Raw genomic sequence first — 18,629 nt, forward strand, 5'->3', positions numbered from 1 at the left:
TCAGTTGTTAAAAGAGAGGTTTACAGAAACCTGCGAAAGGATCTCGAGCATGCCCCGCACCTTTACTCGTAGCGCCCTGATGTTGAGCCTGTTGCTCGGACTCGGTCCGACACATGCCGCCGAGGCGCCGCAACCCAAAGCCCTGGCGAACCGTCAGGGCATTCCACATCCAGCGGTCATCGCCCATCGCGGCGCATCGTTCGACGCACCGGAATCCACCGCCGCCGCCTACAAGTTGGCCCGCGACCTGGGTGCCGACTACCTTGAGCTCGACCTGCAACGCAGCAAGGACGGCGTTCTGTTCGTCTTGCACGACGACAGCCTGCTGCGCACCACCGATGTCGCGACCAAGTTTCCAGAACGCAAGGACAGCACCGCCAACACCTTCACCATGGCCGAACTCAAGACGCTGGACGCCGGCAGCTGGTTCAACGCGGCCTACCCGGACCGTGCGCGGCCTTCCTTCGTGGGCTTGAAAATCCTTACGCTGGACGAAGTCATCAACATCGCCGAGGGCAACCCTCAGCAAAAGCCAGGGCTGTACATCGAGACCAAGGAGCCCAAGCTGTTTCCCGGCATCGAGCGCGACCTGAAGGATAAATTGCAAGACCGAGGCTGGCTGAGCCCATCCGGCTCCAAGCTGGCCAAGCGCGCCCTCGGCGTGGGCCAGGGCAAAGGCAAAGTGGTCTTGCAGACCTTCGAGAAAAGCAGCCTGGAACTGCTGCACAAGGAAATGCCGAAGGTTCCGAAAATCCTGCTGCTGTGGGTGGGCGAAGGCAACATCGAGCCTAAATCCAAAGTGACGTTCGGCGAGTCCGGTGAAACCGACAAAGCCGTGTACTACGCCAAGCAAGAGCCCAAGGACAAGGCCGAGTTCGAGCAATGGGTCCAGTACGCCAAGGCCCACGGCGCCATCGGCACCGGCCCTTCGGCGGCGTTGACCCATGGCGGGAGCCAGAGCTATGCGGACCTGGTGAAACCGTGGATGAACCAGTACACCCACGACCAGGGTTTGCTGGTACATGTCTACACCGTGGATGAGCCGGTGGACTTCAAGAAAGTGATGGATGCCGGCGTGGATGGCATTTTCACCAATCGGGCCAGTGAGTTGCTCAAGTACTTCAAGCGTCCCGAAACAGGAACCGTGGCGCAACTACTGAAGAAGAACGGTTACTGAGCGAGTGCAGGATCAGGGTATTTAACAAAGTTTTTCGAATTAAGGATGAATTAAGTTGCCAGAGATAATCTGAACCCACTTAAACGACTCACCCTTTGACGACACCAAGGAAATACAACATGAAAACTTTGACTGCCCTGTTCACCGCTACTGCCCTGACCCTCACCGCTGGCCTTGCCCAGGCTGATGTTCGCGTCGACCAGATTCCTCAATTGGTAAAGGAAGGCAAGATCAAATCCCTGGAATCGATGAATGCCGAAGCCCTGAAGTTGCACCCGGGCGCGACCATCACCGATACCGATTTGGATAATCACTTCAACGGCTACGAATATGAAGTGGAACTGCGCGACGCCAAAGGTCAAGAATGGGATGTAGACTTTGACGCCACCACTGGTAAAGTTCTGAGCAACAAGCAAGATAATTAATCAGTCGCGAAAAGAGCCGCCCAACTTTCAAGTTGCGCGGCTTTTTCACGTACGTATGTAAAGCTGTGCCAGGCCGGGACGCCACAGCCCAACCGTCACAAAACCTTCAAAAATCCCTGCAATGATGCCGCTCAAGTGAACCTGTCGCCGCGACGGGCACTCCCCGCCAGCGAGCCTCAATGAACCACAGCATCGACCAAAGCCATCGCGACCCGGATCTGTTCGGCCTGCTCTACGGATTCAGCTTCCGCCCCGGCGAGCGCGGGCGAGAGATCGGTTCGGCCCAGGCCCTGCAAAGCCTGCAGCAACCCCAGGATCCTGATGAATTCCTATGGTTGCACTTGAACCTTGCCCACGCCGCGTGCGAGCGCTGGATGAAAAATCACCTGGCCTTGCCCCAAGAGTTCTTCGAAGCCTTGCACGAAGGCTCGCGCTCGACCCGCATCGAGCACGTGGACTCGGCCTTGCTCGCGGTGGTGAACGACGTCGTATTCAACCTCAGCAACATGGTGTCTTCGGATGTGTCCACGTTATGGGTTTGCGTGAGCAGTCGGCTGATCGTCAGCGCGCGGTTGCAGCCCTTGCACTCGGTCGACAAGCTGCGCTCATCGGTCAAGGCCGGGGAAAGCTTTCGCTCGCCGCTGGAATTACTCGTGCATTTGCTGCGCGACCAGGGCGAGGTACTGACCCAGATCGTGCGCAAGACCAGCCTCAGCGTCGACCAGATCGAGGACCAGTTGCTGTCTTCGCGGGTCTCGACCAACCGCGCCGAACTGGGCAGCCAACGCCGGGTGCTGGTGCGCCTGCAACGCCTGTTGGCGCTGGAACCGGGGTCGTTGCTGCGGCTGCTCAATCGCCCGCCGCAATGGTTGCAGAAAGAAGACGTCAAGGAGCTGCGCAAATCCACCGAGGAGTTCGCCCTGATCATCAACGACCTCACCGCGTTGGGCGAGCGGATCAAGCTGTTGCAGGAAGAAATCGCCGCCAACCTCAACGAACAAAGCAACCGCACACTGTTCACCCTGACGGTGGTCACGGTGCTGGCACTGCCGATCAACATCATCGCCGGTTTCTTCGGCATGAATGTCGGTGGCGTGCCGCTGGCGAGCGATCCCGAGGGTTTCTGGATCCTGGTGGCGCTGGTCGCCACCTTCACACTGTTCGCCGGCCGCTGGGCGTTTCGCAAGCGGCGCGATTATTGAACCTGGTCCTCTGCGCCCCGTATTAATTTGTGGCGAGGGGATTTATCCCCGTTGGGCTGCATAGCAGCCCTGAAGACGTGAACCTCAGTCTTTCTGACAAATCGGGTTGCTTGGTTTGGGGCCGCTGCGCAGCCCAGCGGGGATAAATCCCCTCGCCACAGATATAAGCTCTAATAACTAAAGATAGTCAGGCACTCAGCCGCGCCGTCACTTCGTTCAGTTGGCCCGACAACCCTTGCAAATCCCGACTGGCCGCTTCGGTACGCTGGACGTTATCCAGGTTGGTGCTGGCGATACAGGTGATTTCAGTCAGGTTGCGCGAGATGTCCTCAGCCACGGAGGTCTGCTCTTCGGCCGCCGTGGCAATTTGGCGGTTCATGTCGCGAATCGCTTCGACGGCCTGGGTAATGCGTTCGAGCATTTCGCCGGCCTGGGTCACTTGCTCGACACTTTCCTCGCTGCGCGACTGCCCGCTTTCAATGGCCTGGGCCGCGTCCACCGCACCGGTTTGTACCGTCTGGATGATCTGGTTGATCTCGATGATGGACGCCGCCGTACGCTGGGCCAGGCTGCGCACCTCATCGGCCACCACCGCAAAACCGCGCCCGGCTTCACCGGCCCGGGCCGCTTCGATGGCGGCGTTGAGGGCCAGCAGGTTGGTCTGTTCGGCGATCCCGCGAATCACTTCCAGCACCTTGCCGATGCGCCCGCTGTCGGTTTCCAGGCGACGGATCACCGTGGCGGTGTTCGCAATCTCGCCGCGCATCTGGGTGATGGTGTGGATGGTGCCGTGCATGACCTTCTCGCCCAACTGTGCCGAGTGATCGGCATCATCGGCCGCCCGCGCCGCGTCGGCGGCATGGCGGGCGACTTCCTGGGCGGTAGCGGACATTTCGTTCATCGCGGTCGCCACTTGATCGGTGCGTTCGAATTGCTCGCTGGTGCCCTGGCTCATCAGGCTGGCGATGGCGTTGAGCTCGCCGCTGGCGCTGTCCAGCTCCGTGGCGCTGCGTTGCAGGCGGTTGAAGGTTTCAGCGAGGAAGTCACGCAGCGTATTTGCCGCGAGGGCCAGGTCGCCCAGTTCATCTTGACGCGTGCTCGATACACGCTCGGCGAAACGCCCACGGCTCAGTTGAGTCACGTATTCGATGAGGTTACGGATTGGCTGCACCAGGTTGCGGTTGACCAGCCAGAGACTCAGCATGCCGACCAGCAAAGCCGAGACCAGCATGATCACGGTGCCCAGCAGGATCGTGCGATCAGCACCGGCACTGATCAGCGCCGATTGCTCATTGCCCAATTTATGCAGCTCCACCACCAACTCGCTCATCTGGTCACTGGCGGCACGGTCGAAGCCCTTGACCGCCGCATCCCCCGCCGCGGCGTCTGCGCCAGAGGCGACAAACGCATCACGGCCTTTTTGATAGGCGGCGCCCAGTTGTGCGTGCTCGCTTTGCAGACGTTCGATGCGTGTCCTGATCGGTGCCGGAACACCGTCATGCTTGATCAACTCACCCAAAAGGTTCTGGACATCGCGCTGGCGATCGTCGAACTCCTTCCAGTATTTTTCCAACTCTGCCGGCTGCTTGCCGCGCAACAGAACGTTTTTCCACTCCTGGACCTGCACCTTGAATTGCAGGTTGGCCTCGTCGATCAACTGCGAGGCGCGCAAAGGGCCATCGATGAGGTTTCGATAATTGTGGATGCCATCGGAAAGAAAGTGAAAGGACGCCAGGGCGATCAACAGCATCGCCAGCAGGCTGCCGCTCAGGAGAGCCAGAATCTGGGCTCTCAGGGATTTTTGTACAAACATGGAATCGATCTCTTCGAATAAAAGGACGTCCATGTCCTGGGGCTGCTCTCGCAACTGCATGTGCAGAATTCCTAGACGAGATCGGCTTGAATGCCTTGTTCTTGAGCCTCGCCGACCACCGGTAGCAAGCTTGCTTTCGCTGGCTGGACATGACCTGTCCAGACAAGCCCATCGGTCGCTCCATCTGAATTTAAAAGTCTTTTTGTCATTTCTACTGGGGTATCCTGCCCAGGCTTTTTAAAAGCGCGGATCTACCAGATCTATCCAACAGACTTTGCGAGGAGCGCGATATGCACGAGATTCCTAATCTCCCCTTCCCTAGCCTGCACGAACCTGAGCAGACGACCCCGCTACAAGCCGGAGGGCAACCCGCCTCCCAGCAAACCGAGCCGCAGCAAGCCACTGAACGCCGTCAGGCCGACAGCGAAGACTGATCCACCCGCACCACCAGACTGTGTGGAAAGCGCTAAGATGCGCTTTCCACACCGCCTGAATCCGAGCCCCACCATGACCGACGAAACTTCCTCCTTCAGCCCGGCCCAGGCCAGCGTGTTGATCGGCACAGCCGAAAAAATGGTCGAGATCTGGACCCGCCTCTCTCCCGAGAAACAGGCCGCCCTGCTGGCGCGGTTCGGCACGCAGGAAAATGCCTTGGCCGCACTGGTCACCACGCACCTGGTCGCTGGCAAGACCACACCTGAATCTCCGTCCGGCAAATAGTTTTACTCTTCCACGCTCCATCCTGTCGGTCGCCGTTATCATAAGCAGCCTATCTATCCTGCTGCCCCGTGGACCTTCCCCCATGCCAGATTCCCAGCGCCCCATGGCGGTCACGCTGCAAGTCGTTTCCATTGTCCTGTTTACCTTCATCGGCTATCTGAACATCGGCATTCCCTTGGCCGTGTTGCCCGGATTCGTCCACGGTGAGCTGGGATTCGGCGCGGTGATCGCCGGACTGGTGATCAGCGTCCAGTATTTGGCTACTCTGCTCAGCCGTCCTTATGCGGGACGCATCATCGACAACCTCGGCAGCAAGCGCGCGGTCATGTTCGGCCTGGCCGGGTGTGGTTTGAGCGGCGTGTTCATGCTGGTTTCTGCCTGGACCGCCGGCATGCCGGTCCTGAGCCTGACCAGCCTGTTGATCGGTCGCCTGGTGCTGGGCAGCGCGGAAAGCCTGGTGGGCTCGGGCTCGATTGGCTGGGGCATCGGCCGGGTCGGCGCGGCGAATACCGCCAAGGTCATCTCGTGGAACGGCATCGCCAGCTACGGCGCGCTGGCGATCGGCGCGCCGTTGGGGGTTTGGCTGGTGAAATCCCTGGGGCTTTGGAGCATGGGCGTCAGCATCCTCCTGCTGGCCGTGCTCGGGCTGGCGTTGGCCTGGCCAAAAACCGCGGCCCCCATCGTCGTCGGCGAACGCCTTCCGTTCATGCATGTGCTGGGGCGAGTATTGCCCCACGGCTGCGGCCTGGCCCTGGGCTCCATCGGTTTCGGCACCATCGCCACCTTCATTACCCTGTATTACGCCACGCAGCATTGGGACAACGCGGTGCTGTGCCTGAGCCTGTTCGGTGCCTGCTTCATTGGTGCGCGCCTGCTGTTCGGCAATTTGATCAACCGCCTCGGCGGGTTCAGGGTCGCGATCGCCTGCCTGTCGGTGGAAACCCTGGGCTTGTTGCTGTTGTGGCTGGCGCCGGATGCGCAGTGGGCCCTGGCAGGCGCGGCGTTGAGCGGTTTCGGCTTTTCCCTGGTGTTCCCGGCGTTGGGCGTGGAAGCGGTCAACTTGGTGCCGGCCTCCAGCCGTGGAGCCGCGGTGGGGGCTTATTCGCTGTTCATCGATTTGTCGCTGGGCATCACCGGACCACTGGCCGGGGCAATCGCCGCCGGTTTCGGCTTTGCCTCGATTTTCCTGTTCGCTGCGCTGGCGGCCCTGGGTGGGCTGGGCCTGAGCGTCTACCTGTACCGGCAGGCCCCTCGCTACCGCGAAGAGCGGGAGAAGAACTAGAAATCCACCTTGCCGCGTCCGGCCTTGATCGAGCCGCGTTTGGTCTTGGATTCGAGGCGACGCTTTTTCGAGCCCAGGGTCGGTTTGGTCGGACGGCGTTTCTTTTCGATCTTGGTAGCGCTGAGGATCAGTTCGACAAGGCGCTCCAGTGCGTCCGCCCGGTTCTGTTCCTGCGTGCGGTACTGCTGGGCCTTGATGATCAACACCCCGTCGCTGGTAATGCGACTGTCGCGCAGGGCCAGCAGCCGTTCCTTGTAGAACTCGGGCAACGACGAGGCCGGAATATCGAACCGCAGGTGCACGGCGCTGGAAACCTTGTTGACGTTCTGCCCACCGGCGCCCTGGGCGCGAATGGCCGTCAGCTCGATCTCGGCGTCCGGGATGTGCACGGTATTTGAGATGACAAGCATGGAAAGTGTCCGGTGTCAGGGCCCACAGGATACCGCGAATTCCCAAGGCAACACCTGATCCCTGCCAGATACAACAAACCCGGCACTCGGCCGGGTTTGTCTTCTTTCAGCAGTGCTTACTTGGCGGCAGCCGCCACAGCGAGCTCATGCCGAGCCTCGCGCTTGTTCTTGATCACATAGCACACCCACATGAACACCACCCACACCGGAATCGCGTAGACCGAGATCTGAATGCCGGGGATAAGCAACATCACGCCGAGGATGAACACCACGAAAGCCAGGCAGACGTAGTTGCCATACGGATACCACAACGCCTTGAACAAAGGCGCCTGGCCAGTCTGGTTCATGTGCTGACGGAACTTGAAGTGCGAGTAGCTGATCATTGCCCAGTTGATCACCAGCGTGGCGACCACCAACGACATCAACAACTCCAGCGCATGCTGCGGGATCAGGTAGTTCAGCAGAACCGCCACCAGCGTGATCGCCGCCGAAGCCAGGATCGAACGCACCGGCACGCCCCGCTTGTCGATTTTCGCCAGCGCCTTGGGCGCATCGCCCTGCTCGGCCATGCCCAGCAACATGCGGCTGTTGCAGTAGGTGCCGCTGTTGTACACCGACAGTGCAGCGGTCAGCACCACGAAGTTGAGGATGTGCGCCGCGGTGTCGCTGCCCAGCATCGAGAACACCTGCACGAACGGGCTGCCGCTGTAGGCGTCGCCCGAGGCGTTGAGCGTGGTCAGCAGGCTGTCCCATGGCGTCAGGGACAACAGCACCACCAAGGCACCGATGTAGAAGATCAGGATCCGGTAGATCACCTGGTTGATGGCCTTGGGGATCACGGTTCTCGGCTTGTCGGCTTCAGCCGCGGTGAACCCGAGCATCTCCAGGCCGCCGAAGGAGAACATGATGATCGCCATCGCCATGACCAGCCCGCTCACGCCATTGGGGAAGAACCCTCCGTGGGACCAGAGGTTGGTCACCGACGCTTGCGGGCCGCCGTCACCGCTCACCAGCAGATAGCTACCCAGGGCAATCATGCCGACAATCGCCACGACCTTGATGATCGCGAACCAGAACTCGGCCTCGCCGAAGACCTTGACGTTGGCCAGGTTGATCGCATTGATCAGGATGAAAAACGCCGCCGCCGACGCCCAGGTCGGGATATCGGGGGCCCAATAATGGATGTACTTGCCGACCGCGGTCAGCTCGGACATGCCCACCAGGATATACAGAATCCAGCAATTCCAACCCGACAGGAACCCGGCGAAACCGCCCCAGTACTTGTGGGCGAAATGGCTGAAGGAGCCGGCCACCGGCTCTTCGACGATCATTTCGCCCAACTGGCGCATGATCATGAAGGCGATGAAGCCGCAAATGGCATAACCGAGGATCATCGACGGGCCGGCTGATTTCAGCACCCCCGCCGAGCCGAGGAACAAGCCGGTGCCGATCGCGCCACCAAGGGCGATCAGTTGAATGTGGCGATTTTTCAGGCCGCGTTTCAGCTCGCCCGAATGCGAGTTTTGTCCACTCATGAAAAGGGTCTCACGCAAGGTTTGATGATGTTCGTTAGACGTTGCCGCTCGAATCGGATCTCAAGCAGCGCCGATCAAACCCCAGCGCAGGCACCAGGAATTCAGCGTTTTTACAACGGTCATGCGTCACCTGTTTGTTTTTATCTGTGACGAAATCGAACCCGACACGCTTGTGGCGTGGCGGAATGAACAAGGCGGATAACCTTGAAAATGCGTGGGTACGCGAAGGGTCACAGTAAAACGCGGCGCATTGTACACCGCTGACCCCCTGCTGCCAGACATCACCGGATCAGCGTGTCGTTTGCCGGGATCGCACGGGGCCGCCTCGAACGTGTCGGGCGGCTGCGAAAAGATGTCCGGGCTCTTGCGAGCCGTTGATGTGAGCGATGCAAAAAGCGTCACCACAGAAGGATGGAAACGGAGCTACGGCGTTCATTGCGCCTCCTTGTTGTTATTCGCCTGCACGACAGGCATGGGACGCATCTCACCCTTGAAGCGCCCGTGAAACAAGCGGCCCGGCGCCTTTCGAAATAGGAACGCCAAGCCGGCGCGGAAGTTTTTTCTTACAGCTGGGAGAAGCGCCGGGCATTGCCAGCGAGACGGGCAATCTCCGTAAGCATTTCTTTACAAGCCGTAACGCAAACTTTCCGTTCGGGAGGTTTTCGGAAGCTGACTGCAAATTGACGGTAGATAGCTGCCTAACCAAAAAGGAATGCCAGTCGGCTGTTTTGAAAGGGGTAAACCGGGTCGCAGAAAATGGAACAAAAAGTTCAAACGAAAAAAATAAAATAATTTTTTGCATTCCAAAAAACCGTCGACTAGGTTTTCAGCCACTTGCCAAGGCATCTTGCCGGCGAGTTTTTGCGGTGCCGATTCCGCCGGGCATGGCTCGCCGGATCGGCCCGCGTTTTCCGCAAAAGTCATCTAGGAGATTCACTATGCAAGCACTGGACAAAGACTTGGAAACCGAACTGCAACTGGACGAATGGTTCGAGGCACCGACCCATGAAGCCGCCGTTGAAATGATGCAAGCCGATGCCGTCGTTCCGTTCGGCACGGCGATGTGGCCTCTGTAAGCGATACCCGGCGGAGCTGATCCGGCCGGTCGGCTCCGCCACTTGCTGTCAGGACGCCAAATCAATCGTCAGGGAAGAATAAGCATGGACACACAACGAGCCATCTCACATTTCCTTTACTACCTCGAACATCATCCCGCCCTGGCCGGTATCCAGTCCGCCAAGGTCTTGCTCGGCCACACCGCAGACTACGAAGCGCTGGTCGCCAGCATCTCCGAACAGGCCGGCGCCTCGCCGTTCCGGTTCAGCACCATGCGCCTGGATCTTGAAACCACCGAGCGGCTGTCCCAAGCCATTGCCGACAGCGATCTGTACATTTTCTTCTACGACTCATCCACCCTTCCCAACCCGCGCCCCGATGGCCCGGACTTCGTCCGCGCATTGCAGGGAGTGATGGCGGACAACTGGAAGAAATCGCTGCTGTTCAAGGACTACGGCGAGTACTTCCATGACACCTTCAGCGTTATTCCCCAGCGCATCGCCGGGCTCAACAGCCACCTGATCCGCCGCATGTCCCAGGCCACCACGTTGAGCTTCGAGGACCACCACGGATCGTATTTCGACACCCCACTGAACAGTGTCAAGAAGTGGACGGACATCAACGGCGTCGGCAACTACGACCTTGCGCCTGGTGAAATCGCCACCCACAGCGACACCATCAATGGCCGTGTGAAGTTCGTTGGGACCTTCCTCAGCACGATCCCATTCGCCCGCAAATACGGCGTGCTGCAATCGCCATTGGAGCTGTGGATCGAAGATTCCACGATCCAGAAAATCGCCACCGATGTCCCAGGCCTGGAACACGATTTCAACCGGTACCTGGACGCCAATCCTTCCAACCGGCGCATCGAGGAACTGGGGATCGGCACCAACGAAGGGGTCAAGAGCCTGTATGCCCGCAATGCCGGTTTCGAGGAGCGCCATTGCGGCTTGCACCTGGGCCTCGGTGGCGGGGCCAAGGGCAGCCATCATCTGGATCTGATTTTCGAAGGCGGTGTGCTGGCGCTGGATAACGAGCCGATGTTCGACGGGCGGTTTGTGCTTTAGGCTGAAATTGATCGTGGGGGCTGCTGGCGCCATCGCGAGCAAGCTTGCTCCCACAGTTGATCATCAGTGAACCATGGGGCTGTGCTCGACGCGGTCCTTGTGGGAGCGAGCCTGCTCGCGAAGGCTGACTCAAAGGCATCACATCACTAAAAGCCAGGCAAAAAAACGCCAACCCAACGGTTGGCGTTTTTCCTTGCAGCTAAAAGCCAGAAGCCCGCAGCTGTTTTACTCCGGCTTACGACGCCCAAACCCCGGACGCTGTCCCGAACCCGCCGGCGCACCACGACGCTTGCCCGACGGTGCATCGCGATCGGCCAGGATGATGCCCGGACGCTTTTTCGGCGCAGGCTTGGCCGGACGCTTGGTGTCGGCCGGGCGATCCGCGACGGGCGTACCACGGCCAGCCGGGGCGCGGCCTTCGCCACGCTCGGTACGACCGTTGGCCGGACGCGGTGCGCGAGGACCACGCTCGCCGTCCTGGCGAGGTGCTGGCTTGCGCGCCGGGCGCTCGCCTTCGATCTGCGGCTCGCGGGAAGGACGCGGGCCGGTCGCTACGCCGTCGGCCGCCGGGCGCAGCGTACGCACGCGCTCGGTCTTGCCCATCGGACGCGAGGATTTGCGCTGCATCCGCTCCAGCTTATCCTTGCTCTTGGCGGTCATCTGCGGCATCGCCACAGGCTTGAGCCCCACTTCGGCCGCCAGGATGTCGACTTCCTGTTGGGTCATTTCACGCCAGCGACCCATCGGCAGGTCGGAGTTGAGGAACACCGGGCCGAAACGCACGCGCTTCAGGCGGCTGACCACCAGTCCCTGGGATTCCCACAGCCGCCGCACCTCACGGTTGCGACCTTCCATCACCACGCAGTGGTACCAATGGTTGAAACCTTCACCGCCCGGCGCCTGCTTGATGTCGGTGAAACGCGCGGGACCGTCTTCCAGCACGACGCCGGCCTTGAGGCGCTCGATCATCTCGTCGTCGACTTCGCCACGCACACGCACGGCGTATTCGCGGTCCATTTCGTAGGAAGGGTGCATCAGACGGTTCGCCAGCTCACCGTCAGTAGTGAACATCAGCAAACCGGTGGTGTTGATGTCCAGGCGGCCGATGTTGATCCAGCGGCCTTCTTTGGGGCGCGGCATCTTGTCGAACACGGTCGGACGGCCTTCCGGGTCGTCACGGGTGCAGATTTCGCCGTCGGGTTTGTTGTACATGATCACGCGGCGCACCGTTTCGGCGGCCTCTTCACGCTTGATCACCTTGCCATCGATGGTGATGGCGTCGTGCATGTCGACGCGCAGGCCCAAGGTGGCGTCTTTGCCATTGACCTTGATGCGGCCCTGGGTGATCCACGCTTCCACGTCACGGCGCGAACCGACGCCGATGCGGGCAAGGACCTTCTGCAGCTTTTCGCCTGCTGGGCCGATTTCCTGGCTGTCGTTCTGGTCTTGGTCGTTCATTTCTGGGCACCTCCCGGTGTGGTCGAGCCAGGCTTGGCCTGGCACTTGAAAACAGGTCGTTCGGCGAAGGGATCGCCAAAGGGTCGCGAATCATACGCTCGTTGAGGTGATTGCGCATCAGAGACTAGCTGATCTGAATGCACGCAGCGTTTTTTCCGCTGATCGGTGGTGTGCAGGTCGGTGGAGTCTCATCGCTCCCACAGGGTGACAGCGGTGTGTCAGTCGATAGATTCAATCCTCAAACTGACGCCGTTCGTTTTCGATCGCTTCAGCCAGGGCGCGGGCTTCGGCCTCCTCCTCGCTCAGTTCGGGTTCCGGCGGCGCAAGGGCGGCGACGGCGGCCAGCAGTTTTTCCCGGGCCTCGGCAACGCCGAGAATGTCCCCTTGGGGCTCTGGCTGCGGCGCGTGCTCGGTTTCACTCAACAGCGGCGTCGGTTCATCCGTCTCCTCCTCAGGGGCCGGACCTTCACGCAGCAGGTCGTCGAAGTCGGTCTTAAGGCCCTCCTCCATGCTGTCCAGTTCCAGGAGCAACGAATGGAAACTGGTCTCTTCCTTCGGTTCCTCCGGCTCGGCACTGGCATCGGCCAATTCCTGCAGGCCCTGGGGCACTGGTGCATCGTCGAATTCCAGCATCGGCTCGGGTTCCAGCTCACGCAATTCGGCCAGCGGCGGCAAGTCGTCGAGATTTTTCAGGTTGAAATGATCGAGAAAAACCTTGGTGGTGGCGAACATTGCCGGCTTGCCCGGCACGTCGCGATAGCCGACGACGCGGATCCACTCGCGCTCCAGCAACGTCTTGACGATGTTGCTGTTGACCGCCACGCCGCGCACGTCCTCGATCTCGCCGCGCGTGATCGGTTGGCGATAGGCGATCAGCGCCATGGTTTCTAGCAGCGCCCGGGAATAACGCTGAGGCCGTTCTTCCCACAGGCGCCCTACCCACGGGGCAAATTTCTCACGGATTTGCAGGCGGTACCCGGACGCCACCTCCTTAAGCTCGAAAGCCCGACCCTCGCAGGATTTGCCCAACAGCGTCAGGGCTTTTTTGAACACGGCGGGCTCGGGCCGCTCGCCTTCTTCGAAAAGTTCGAACAGCCGCTCCATCGATTGCGGCTTTCCAGAGGCCAACAGGAAAGCTTCAAGCAACGGCGCCAGCTCGCGGGGTTCAGTCAGGTTCATTGATTTGCTCGTTATTCGGCTCGGGCTCGCACATGGATCGCTGCGAACGGCTCATTCTGCACCAGCTCGACCAAGGATTCCTTGACCAATTCCAGGACCGCCATAAACGTTACCACCACGCCCAGCCGCCCCTCTTCGGCGGTGAACAGCTCGACGAAGGGCACAAAACCGCCGCCCTTGAGCCGCTCCAGCACATCGCTCATGCGCTCGCGGGTGGACAGCGCCTCGCGGCTGACCTGGTGACTTTCAAACATATCGCCCCGGCGCAGAACCTCGGCCATGGACATCAACAACTCTTCGAGGCTGACGTCGGGCAACAACTTGCGCGCCCGCGCCTCGGGGGCATCGAGCTTGGGCACCACCACATCGCGCCCCACCCGGCTCAAGCCGTCGATGCCTTCGGCGGCCGCCTTGAAGCGTTCGTATTCCTGCAAGCGGCGGATCAGCTCGGCCCGGGGATCGTCTTCTTCCTCTTCGACCTCGGCCGAGCGCGGCAGCAGCATGCGTGACTTGATCTCGGCCAGCATCGCCGCCATCACCAGGTATTCCGCCGCCAGCTCCAGACGCACCGATTGCATCAACTCGACGTAACCCATGTACTGGCGGGTGATTTCCGCCACGGGAATGTCGAGGATATTGATGTTCTGTTTGCGGATCAGGTACAGCAGCAGGTCGAGCGGGCCTTCGAAGGCTTCAAGGAAAACCTCCAGCGCATCCGGCGGAATGTACAGGTCCAACGGCATTTCCATGACCGCCTGGCCGTAGACCATGGCGAACGGCAACTCCTGCTGCGCGCCGGCCTGGCTGTCTACGCTGTCGACAACCGTTTCCACCACCGACATTCAGGCCTCGACCATGAACGGCGTCGGATCCCCGCAACCGACGCGCACCACTTGCGGCTCGCCGTCAGCCAGATTGATCACGGTGGACGCTTTCATGCCACCGGAACCGCCGTCGATGATCAGGTCGACCTGGTGTTCGAGCAACTGGCGAATCTCGTAGGGGTCGGTCAACGGATCGGTCTCGCCGGGCATGATCAGTGTCACGCTCATCAAGGGCTCACCCAGCTCCGCCAACAGCGCCAGGGCAATGGGATGGCTTGGCACCCGAAGGCCGATGGTGCGCTTTTTCGGGTGCAGCAGCAGCCGCGGGACTTCCCGCGTGGCATTGAGAATGAAGGTGTACGGTCCCGGTAAATGGGCCTTGAGCAAGCGGAAGGTGCCGGTATCGATCTTGGCGAACAACCCCAACTGTGAAAGATCGCTGCAGATGAGCGCGAAGTTGTGCTTGTCATCCAACTGACGCAGGCGTCTTACCCGCTCGACGGCGTTTTTATCGCCGATCTGGCAACCAATGGCGTAGGACGAGTCGGTGGGATAAACCACTACGCCACCGCTACGGATGATTTCCACCGCCTGTTTGATCAGGCGCGCTTGCGGGTTTTCCGGATGAATCTGGAAAAATTGACTCACGTGTTCTACCTGTTCAGACGTCAGCGATAACGGGATCATGTTTGAATCTACACCATAGTGGTGGCAGATCTTCCGGCAACGGGCGGTATTCGCCAATCTCGGACCAGCCCCCCGGGCCATGGAAATCGCTGCCGGCGCTCACCAGCAGTCCAAACTCCCGGGCGAGGATCGCCAGGCTGCCGACCTGTTCGGCCGGCTGATGGCCATTGACCACTTCGATGGCATGGCCCCCTGCTTGAATATAGTCGGCTATCAGGCGCCGGCGTTTGCTGCGGGTGAAATCGTAGTGCCAGGGATGCGCCAGGCTGATCCAGGCTCCGGCGGCCCGCAGCGTCCCGACCGTTTCCTCGAGCGTCGGCCAATGCTGCTTGACGTCCCCCAGCTTGCCGGCCCCCAGCCATTTGCGAAAGGCTTCGGCGCGGTCCTTGACGAAACCTTCGCGCACCATCCAGTCGGCAAAATGTGGCCGGGCCGGCGCGTTGCCGCTATCGCCCAGCTCTTGCTGGATCTGCCGGGCGCCTTCCAGCGCACCGGGCATGCCCTTGAGGGCGAGCTTGCGGCTGATTTCTTCGGAACGCAGCCAACGACCGTCGCGCAGCTCGGCAATGGCCTGGACCAGGGACGGTGCGTTGACATCAAAACCGTAGCCCAGCACGTGGATGGTCGCTCCGCCCCAGGTACAGGACAATTCGACCCCGTTGACCAACTGCATGCCCAAGGCGGTCGCGGCGCTACGCGCCTCATCGAGGCCTTCCAGGGTATCGTGGTCGGTCAGGGCCAGGACTCGCACGCCGTGCTCGTACGCCCGCGCCACCAGAACCGCAGGCGCCAGGGCGCCATCGGAGGCCGTGCTATGGCAGTGCAAATCAACATTCACGAGACTTTGTTACCTCAAATCAGCTGGCCCTATCGCGGCCAAGGATGTTTGTTATTATGCCGCCACATCCTGCTCCTGGCTGCCACTGTGAAACAATTCATCGATTTCATCCCGCTCCTGCTGTTTTTCATCGTCTACAAGCTTGATCCCCGAACCGTCGACATTGCCGGTCACTCCTTGACTGTAGGTGGTATCTACAGCGCCACCGCGGTGTTGATCATCAGCTCCCTGGTGGTCTACGGCGCGCTGTTCATCTCCCAGCGCAAGCTGGAGAAAAGCCAGTGGCTGACCCTGATTGCCTGCCTTGTATTCGGCAGCCTGACCTTGGCCTTTCACAGCGAGACCTTCCTTAAATGGAAAGCCCCGGTGGTCAACTGGCTGTTTGCCCTGGCCTTCATCGGCAGTCACTTCATCGGTGATCGCCTGTTGATCAAGCGCATCATGGGGCACGCCATCAACCTGCCAGAAGTGATCTGGACCCGCTTGAACATCGCCTGGATCGCATTCTTCCTGTTCTGCGGCGCCGCCAATCTGTTCGTTGCGTTCACGTTCCAGGCGTACTGGGTCGACTTCAAGGTCTTCGGCAGCCTGGGCATGACGTTGCTGTTCCTGATCGGCCAGGGGATCTACCTGTCCCGCCATCTGCACGATGCCGACCCCACCACGCCAAAAACCGAGGACTGACATGCTCTACGCAATCATTGCTACCGATGTTGCCGATTCCCTGGAAAAACGCCTGGCCGCCCGCCCCGAGCACCTGGAGCGCCTGCAAAAGCTCAAGGCCGAAGGTCGCGTCGTGCTGGCCGGGCCGCACCCTGCGGTGGACAGCAACGACCCAGGCGCCGCCGGTTTCACTGGCAGCCTGATCGTGGCGGAGTTCGACTCGCTGGCCGCCGCGCAAGCCTGGGCCGAGGCCGACCCGTTCGTGACGGCCGGCGTCTATGCCAATGTCATGGTCAAGCCGTTCAAGCAAGTCCTGCCGTAACCCTCCGGGCGCGATGAGCCGTCCTGGCTCATTGCGCTCATTTGCTCATTTGCTCATTTGCTCATTGTTCTCGTCGGCCTGCCGACAACCTGTCTAATCAGCCTAATCTCGATTGGAATTCAGGAGTTGCAATGCGCAAAGGTCCGTTGTGCCTGTTGTTGGTCACGTTAGCGATCGGGGCGCCCGCCCACGGCGAGGAAAGCATGGAGGCCGCTCATTCGGCGCCCTTGTCCTTGAGCGCGGGTGGCCATATCACCGAACTGCAGCAACGCTTGAAAGACAGCGAGCGCATGCGTGAAGAACTGACTCAACAACTGCAGAACGCCAACGGCGAGCGCGAAACCGCGCTGGTGGGACGGCTGCGTCAGGAAAACCAGCGCCTGAGGCTGCAACTCAAGGAAGCCCAGGCCAACCCCCTGCCACGCCTGCTGACTGACCAACAGCAATGGTTCGTCATTGGCGCCGGGGTAGCGCTATTGGCCCTGCTCTGCGGTATCTTTGCCAGCGGTGGACGTAGACAACGTCGGCAATGGCTAAATTGAGTGAGTCATGAGCGAGCTGTTACTGATAGATGATGACCAGGAGCTGTGTGAGCTCCTTGGCAGTTGGCTGGGCCAGGAAGGTTTCCAGGTCCGTGCTTGCCACGATGGCCTGAGCGCCCGCAAGGCCCTGGCCGAAACCGCCCCCTCGGCGGTGGTGCTGGATGTGATGCTGCCCGACGGCAGCGGCCTGGAACTGCTCAAGCAACTGCGCAACGATCACCCGGAGCTGCCGGTGCTGATGCTCTCGGCCCGTGGCGAGCCGCTGGACCGCATCCTTGGCCTGGAGCTGGGCGCTGACGATTACCTGGCCAAGCCCTGCGACCCACGGGAACTGACCGCCCGCCTGCGGGCCGTGTTGCGTCGCAGCCATCCGGCGGCGGTTTCCAGCCAGATCGAACTGGGTGACCTGACCTTCAGCCCTGTGCGGGGGGTGGTCAACATCGATGAACAGGAACAAACCCTCACCGTATCTGAAAGCCGCCTGCTCGAAGCGTTGCTCAAGCAGCCGGGCGAGCCCCTGGACAAGCAGGAGCTGGCGCAGATCGCCCTGGGCCGCAAGCTGACCCTGTACGACCGCAGCCTCGACATGCACGTAAGCAACCTGCGCAAGAAAATCGGCCCCCACCCCGACGGCAGGCCGCGCATCGTGGCCCTGCGTAGCCGGGGGTATTACTACAGCCTTTGAACACGGCTTGAACCAAGAGACATGGCTAACCCTGTGGCGAGGAAGCTTGCTCCCGCTCGGTTGCGCAGCAACCGCAAGATCTTTGGGGCCGCTTCGCCCGAAGCGTCGGACCGGCCCAGCGGGAGCAAGCTCCCTCGCCACGGGGATTGTGTTCAGACTCCGAGATTTGTCAGGTCTGCACAAAAACGTCTTTACCCAAGCTTTACCCACCCCTGACCGCCGCTGACCTTGATCTCCGTAATCTGCACATATCCGGAACTGACCGGGAATGAGACAAGGAGAGACACCATGCGCAAGACCCTTACCGCCCTGCTGTTCGCCGCTGCCCTGCCGACCGTCGCCATGGCCATGCCCGAAGGTCCAGGCCCGATGGATGGCCCGCGCCACGGCGGCCAGATGCACGATAAAGGCCCGTACAGCCAACTGGACCTGAGCCGTGAACAACGCCAGCAGATCCGCCAGATCATGGGCGAGCAACGCCACGAACAACGGGAACTGGTGGACAAATACCTGGCCAAGCTCTCGCCAGCCGACCAGAAAGCCATGAAAGATGAAATGGACGCTCGGCATCAGAAAGTCGATGCGCAGATCCGCGGTCTGTTGAAACCCGAGCAGCAAAAGGCGTTTGATGCGCTCCAGAAAAAACGCGCCGAACGTCGGGCCGAGTGGGCCGAATTCAAGGCCTGGAAAGCGCAACAGCCGCAAAAAGCGCAATAATGCACTGAAGCACCATCAGCCCAACGG

General features: G+C 60.6%; 22 protein-coding genes and 1 pseudogene. 13 read left to right on the forward strand and 10 right to left on the reverse strand.

The window, feature by feature from the left end:
- The first annotated feature begins 49 nt into the window (after nucleotides 1–49).
- The 3 genes from DOCECA_RS16060 to DOCECA_RS16070 all read left to right on the forward strand — a co-directional run bounded on the left by DOCECA_RS16060 (nucleotide 50) and on the right by DOCECA_RS16070 (nucleotide 2,804).
- Nucleotides 50–1,177 carry a glycerophosphodiester phosphodiesterase gene (locus tag DOCECA_RS16060; protein ID WP_445570795.1) on the forward strand — a complete coding sequence of 376 codons (1,128 nt, stop codon included), beginning with the start codon at nucleotides 50–52 and terminating at the stop codon, nucleotides 1,175–1,177.
- Nucleotides 1,178–1,296: 119 nt separating this feature from the next.
- The gene (locus tag DOCECA_RS16065; RefSeq protein WP_434648695.1) at nucleotides 1,297–1,602 is read left to right on the forward strand and encodes a PepSY domain-containing protein; all 306 of its coding nucleotides are present in this window, start codon (nucleotides 1,297–1,299) and stop codon (nucleotides 1,600–1,602) included.
- Between the two features lie 179 nt (nucleotides 1,603–1,781).
- Nucleotides 1,782–2,804 (forward strand): transporter, encoded by a 1,023-nt coding sequence (locus tag DOCECA_RS16070; protein ID WP_420765180.1) that lies wholly within the window; start codon nucleotides 1,782–1,784, stop codon nucleotides 2,802–2,804.
- Between the two features lie 187 nt (nucleotides 2,805–2,991).
- On the opposite strand, the gene DOCECA_RS16075 is transcribed toward DOCECA_RS16070, so the two are convergent.
- Complete coding sequence (locus DOCECA_RS16075) at nucleotides 2,992–3,759, reverse strand: methyl-accepting chemotaxis protein (protein WP_420765413.1); 768 nt, start codon at nucleotides 3,757–3,759, stop codon at nucleotides 2,992–2,994.
- A 165-nt stretch (nucleotides 3,760–3,924) separates the two neighbouring features.
- A pseudogene (locus DOCECA_RS16080) lies at nucleotides 3,925–4,677 on the reverse strand (methyl-accepting chemotaxis protein); the annotation flags it as partial.
- Nucleotides 4,678–4,907: 230 nt separating this feature from the next.
- Between DOCECA_RS16080 and DOCECA_RS16085 the strand changes: the two are divergent.
- The 3 genes from DOCECA_RS16085 (at nucleotide 4,908) to DOCECA_RS16095 (ending at nucleotide 6,619) form a co-directional block, all read left to right on the forward strand.
- A complete protein-coding gene (locus tag DOCECA_RS16085) occupies nucleotides 4,908–5,051 on the forward strand; it encodes a hypothetical protein (protein WP_420765181.1) in 144 nt (47 codons plus the stop codon).
- A 37-nt stretch (nucleotides 5,052–5,088) separates the two neighbouring features.
- Entirely contained in the window at nucleotides 5,089–5,337 is a 249-nt protein-coding gene (locus tag DOCECA_RS16090; protein ID WP_434560259.1) for a hypothetical protein, read from the forward strand.
- An 82-nt stretch (nucleotides 5,338–5,419) separates the two neighbouring features.
- Complete coding sequence (locus tag DOCECA_RS16095; RefSeq protein WP_434560261.1) at nucleotides 5,420–6,619, forward strand: MFS transporter; 1,200 nt, start codon at nucleotides 5,420–5,422, stop codon at nucleotides 6,617–6,619.
- Here DOCECA_RS16095 and arfB read toward each other — a convergent pair.
- The 3 genes from arfB to DOCECA_RS16110 form a co-directional block, all read right to left on the reverse strand.
- The gene (arfB, locus tag DOCECA_RS16100; RefSeq protein WP_420765184.1) at nucleotides 6,616–7,029 is read right to left on the reverse strand and encodes an alternative ribosome rescue aminoacyl-tRNA hydrolase ArfB; all 414 of its coding nucleotides are present in this window, start codon (nucleotides 7,027–7,029) and stop codon (nucleotides 6,616–6,618) included. The genes DOCECA_RS16095 and arfB overlap by 4 nt on opposite strands.
- 116 nt (nucleotides 7,030–7,145) lie before the next feature.
- A complete protein-coding gene (locus tag DOCECA_RS16105) occupies nucleotides 7,146–8,564 on the reverse strand; it encodes an amino acid permease (protein WP_420765185.1) in 1,419 nt (472 codons plus the stop codon).
- Nucleotides 8,565–9,188: 624 nt separating this feature from the next.
- Nucleotides 9,189–9,488, reverse strand: coding sequence for a hypothetical protein (locus DOCECA_RS16110; RefSeq protein ID WP_434607373.1), 300 nt, complete (start codon nucleotides 9,486–9,488; stop codon nucleotides 9,189–9,191).
- Nucleotides 9,489–9,502: 14 nt separating this feature from the next.
- On the opposite strand from DOCECA_RS16110, the gene DOCECA_RS16115 reads away from it, so the two are divergent.
- Together DOCECA_RS16115 and DOCECA_RS16120 are read left to right on the forward strand one after the other, a co-directional pair.
- Entirely contained in the window at nucleotides 9,503–9,640 is a 138-nt protein-coding gene (locus DOCECA_RS16115) for a hypothetical protein (protein ID WP_003178782.1), read from the forward strand.
- Between the two features lie 84 nt (nucleotides 9,641–9,724).
- Nucleotides 9,725–10,687, forward strand: coding sequence for a leucyl aminopeptidase (locus DOCECA_RS16120; protein WP_434607375.1), 963 nt, complete (start codon nucleotides 9,725–9,727; stop codon nucleotides 10,685–10,687).
- Nucleotides 10,688–10,912: 225 nt separating this feature from the next.
- Here the strand turns inward: DOCECA_RS16120 and rluB are convergent, their stop codons facing one another.
- The 5 genes from rluB to DOCECA_RS16145 form a co-directional block, all read right to left on the reverse strand.
- Nucleotides 10,913–12,145, reverse strand: coding sequence for a 23S rRNA pseudouridine(2605) synthase RluB (gene rluB, locus DOCECA_RS16125; RefSeq protein ID WP_420765188.1), 1,233 nt, complete (start codon nucleotides 12,143–12,145; stop codon nucleotides 10,913–10,915).
- 231 nt (nucleotides 12,146–12,376) lie between these two features.
- Nucleotides 12,377–13,324, reverse strand: coding sequence for an SMC-Scp complex subunit ScpB (scpB, locus tag DOCECA_RS16130; protein ID WP_445570796.1), 948 nt, complete (start codon nucleotides 13,322–13,324; stop codon nucleotides 12,377–12,379).
- 11 nt (nucleotides 13,325–13,335) lie between these two features.
- Nucleotides 13,336–14,034 carry a segregation and condensation protein A gene (locus DOCECA_RS16135; protein WP_186706403.1) on the reverse strand — a complete coding sequence of 233 codons (699 nt, stop codon included), beginning with the start codon at nucleotides 14,032–14,034 and terminating at the stop codon, nucleotides 13,336–13,338.
- 132 nt (nucleotides 14,035–14,166) lie between these two features.
- Nucleotides 14,167–14,796: an L-threonylcarbamoyladenylate synthase gene (locus tag DOCECA_RS16140; RefSeq protein WP_039591791.1), complete on the reverse strand. Its 630-nt coding sequence runs from the start codon at nucleotides 14,794–14,796 to the stop codon at nucleotides 14,167–14,169.
- A gap of 13 nt (nucleotides 14,797–14,809) precedes the next feature.
- On the reverse strand, nucleotides 14,810–15,673 hold the full coding sequence (locus DOCECA_RS16145) for a PHP domain-containing protein (protein WP_420765190.1): 864 nt from the start codon (nucleotides 15,671–15,673) through the stop codon (nucleotides 14,810–14,812).
- Nucleotides 15,674–15,760: 87 nt separating this feature from the next.
- On the opposite strand from DOCECA_RS16145, the gene DOCECA_RS16150 reads away from it, so the two are divergent.
- The 5 genes from DOCECA_RS16150 to DOCECA_RS16170 all read left to right on the forward strand — a co-directional run bounded on the left by DOCECA_RS16150 (nucleotide 15,761) and on the right by DOCECA_RS16170 (nucleotide 18,602).
- A complete protein-coding gene (locus DOCECA_RS16150) occupies nucleotides 15,761–16,357 on the forward strand; it encodes a septation protein A (protein ID WP_420765191.1) in 597 nt (198 codons plus the stop codon).
- A gap of 1 nt (nucleotide 16,358) precedes the next feature.
- Nucleotides 16,359–16,658, forward strand: a complete 300-nt coding sequence (locus DOCECA_RS16155; protein ID WP_420765192.1) for a YciI family protein — start codon at nucleotides 16,359–16,361, stop codon at nucleotides 16,656–16,658.
- 131 nt (nucleotides 16,659–16,789) lie between these two features.
- The gene (locus DOCECA_RS16160) at nucleotides 16,790–17,200 is read left to right on the forward strand and encodes a translation initiation factor 2 (RefSeq protein WP_434607382.1); all 411 of its coding nucleotides are present in this window, start codon (nucleotides 16,790–16,792) and stop codon (nucleotides 17,198–17,200) included.
- Nucleotides 17,201–17,207: 7 nt separating this feature from the next.
- A complete protein-coding gene (locus tag DOCECA_RS16165; protein ID WP_434560269.1) occupies nucleotides 17,208–17,885 on the forward strand; it encodes a response regulator transcription factor in 678 nt (225 codons plus the stop codon).
- Nucleotides 17,886–18,173: 288 nt separating this feature from the next.
- Nucleotides 18,174–18,602, forward strand: a complete 429-nt coding sequence (locus DOCECA_RS16170) for a Spy/CpxP family protein refolding chaperone (protein WP_445570797.1) — start codon at nucleotides 18,174–18,176, stop codon at nucleotides 18,600–18,602.
- Nucleotides 18,603–18,629 lie beyond the last annotated feature (27 nt).

The organism is Pseudomonas sp. E102, assembly GCF_052660185.1.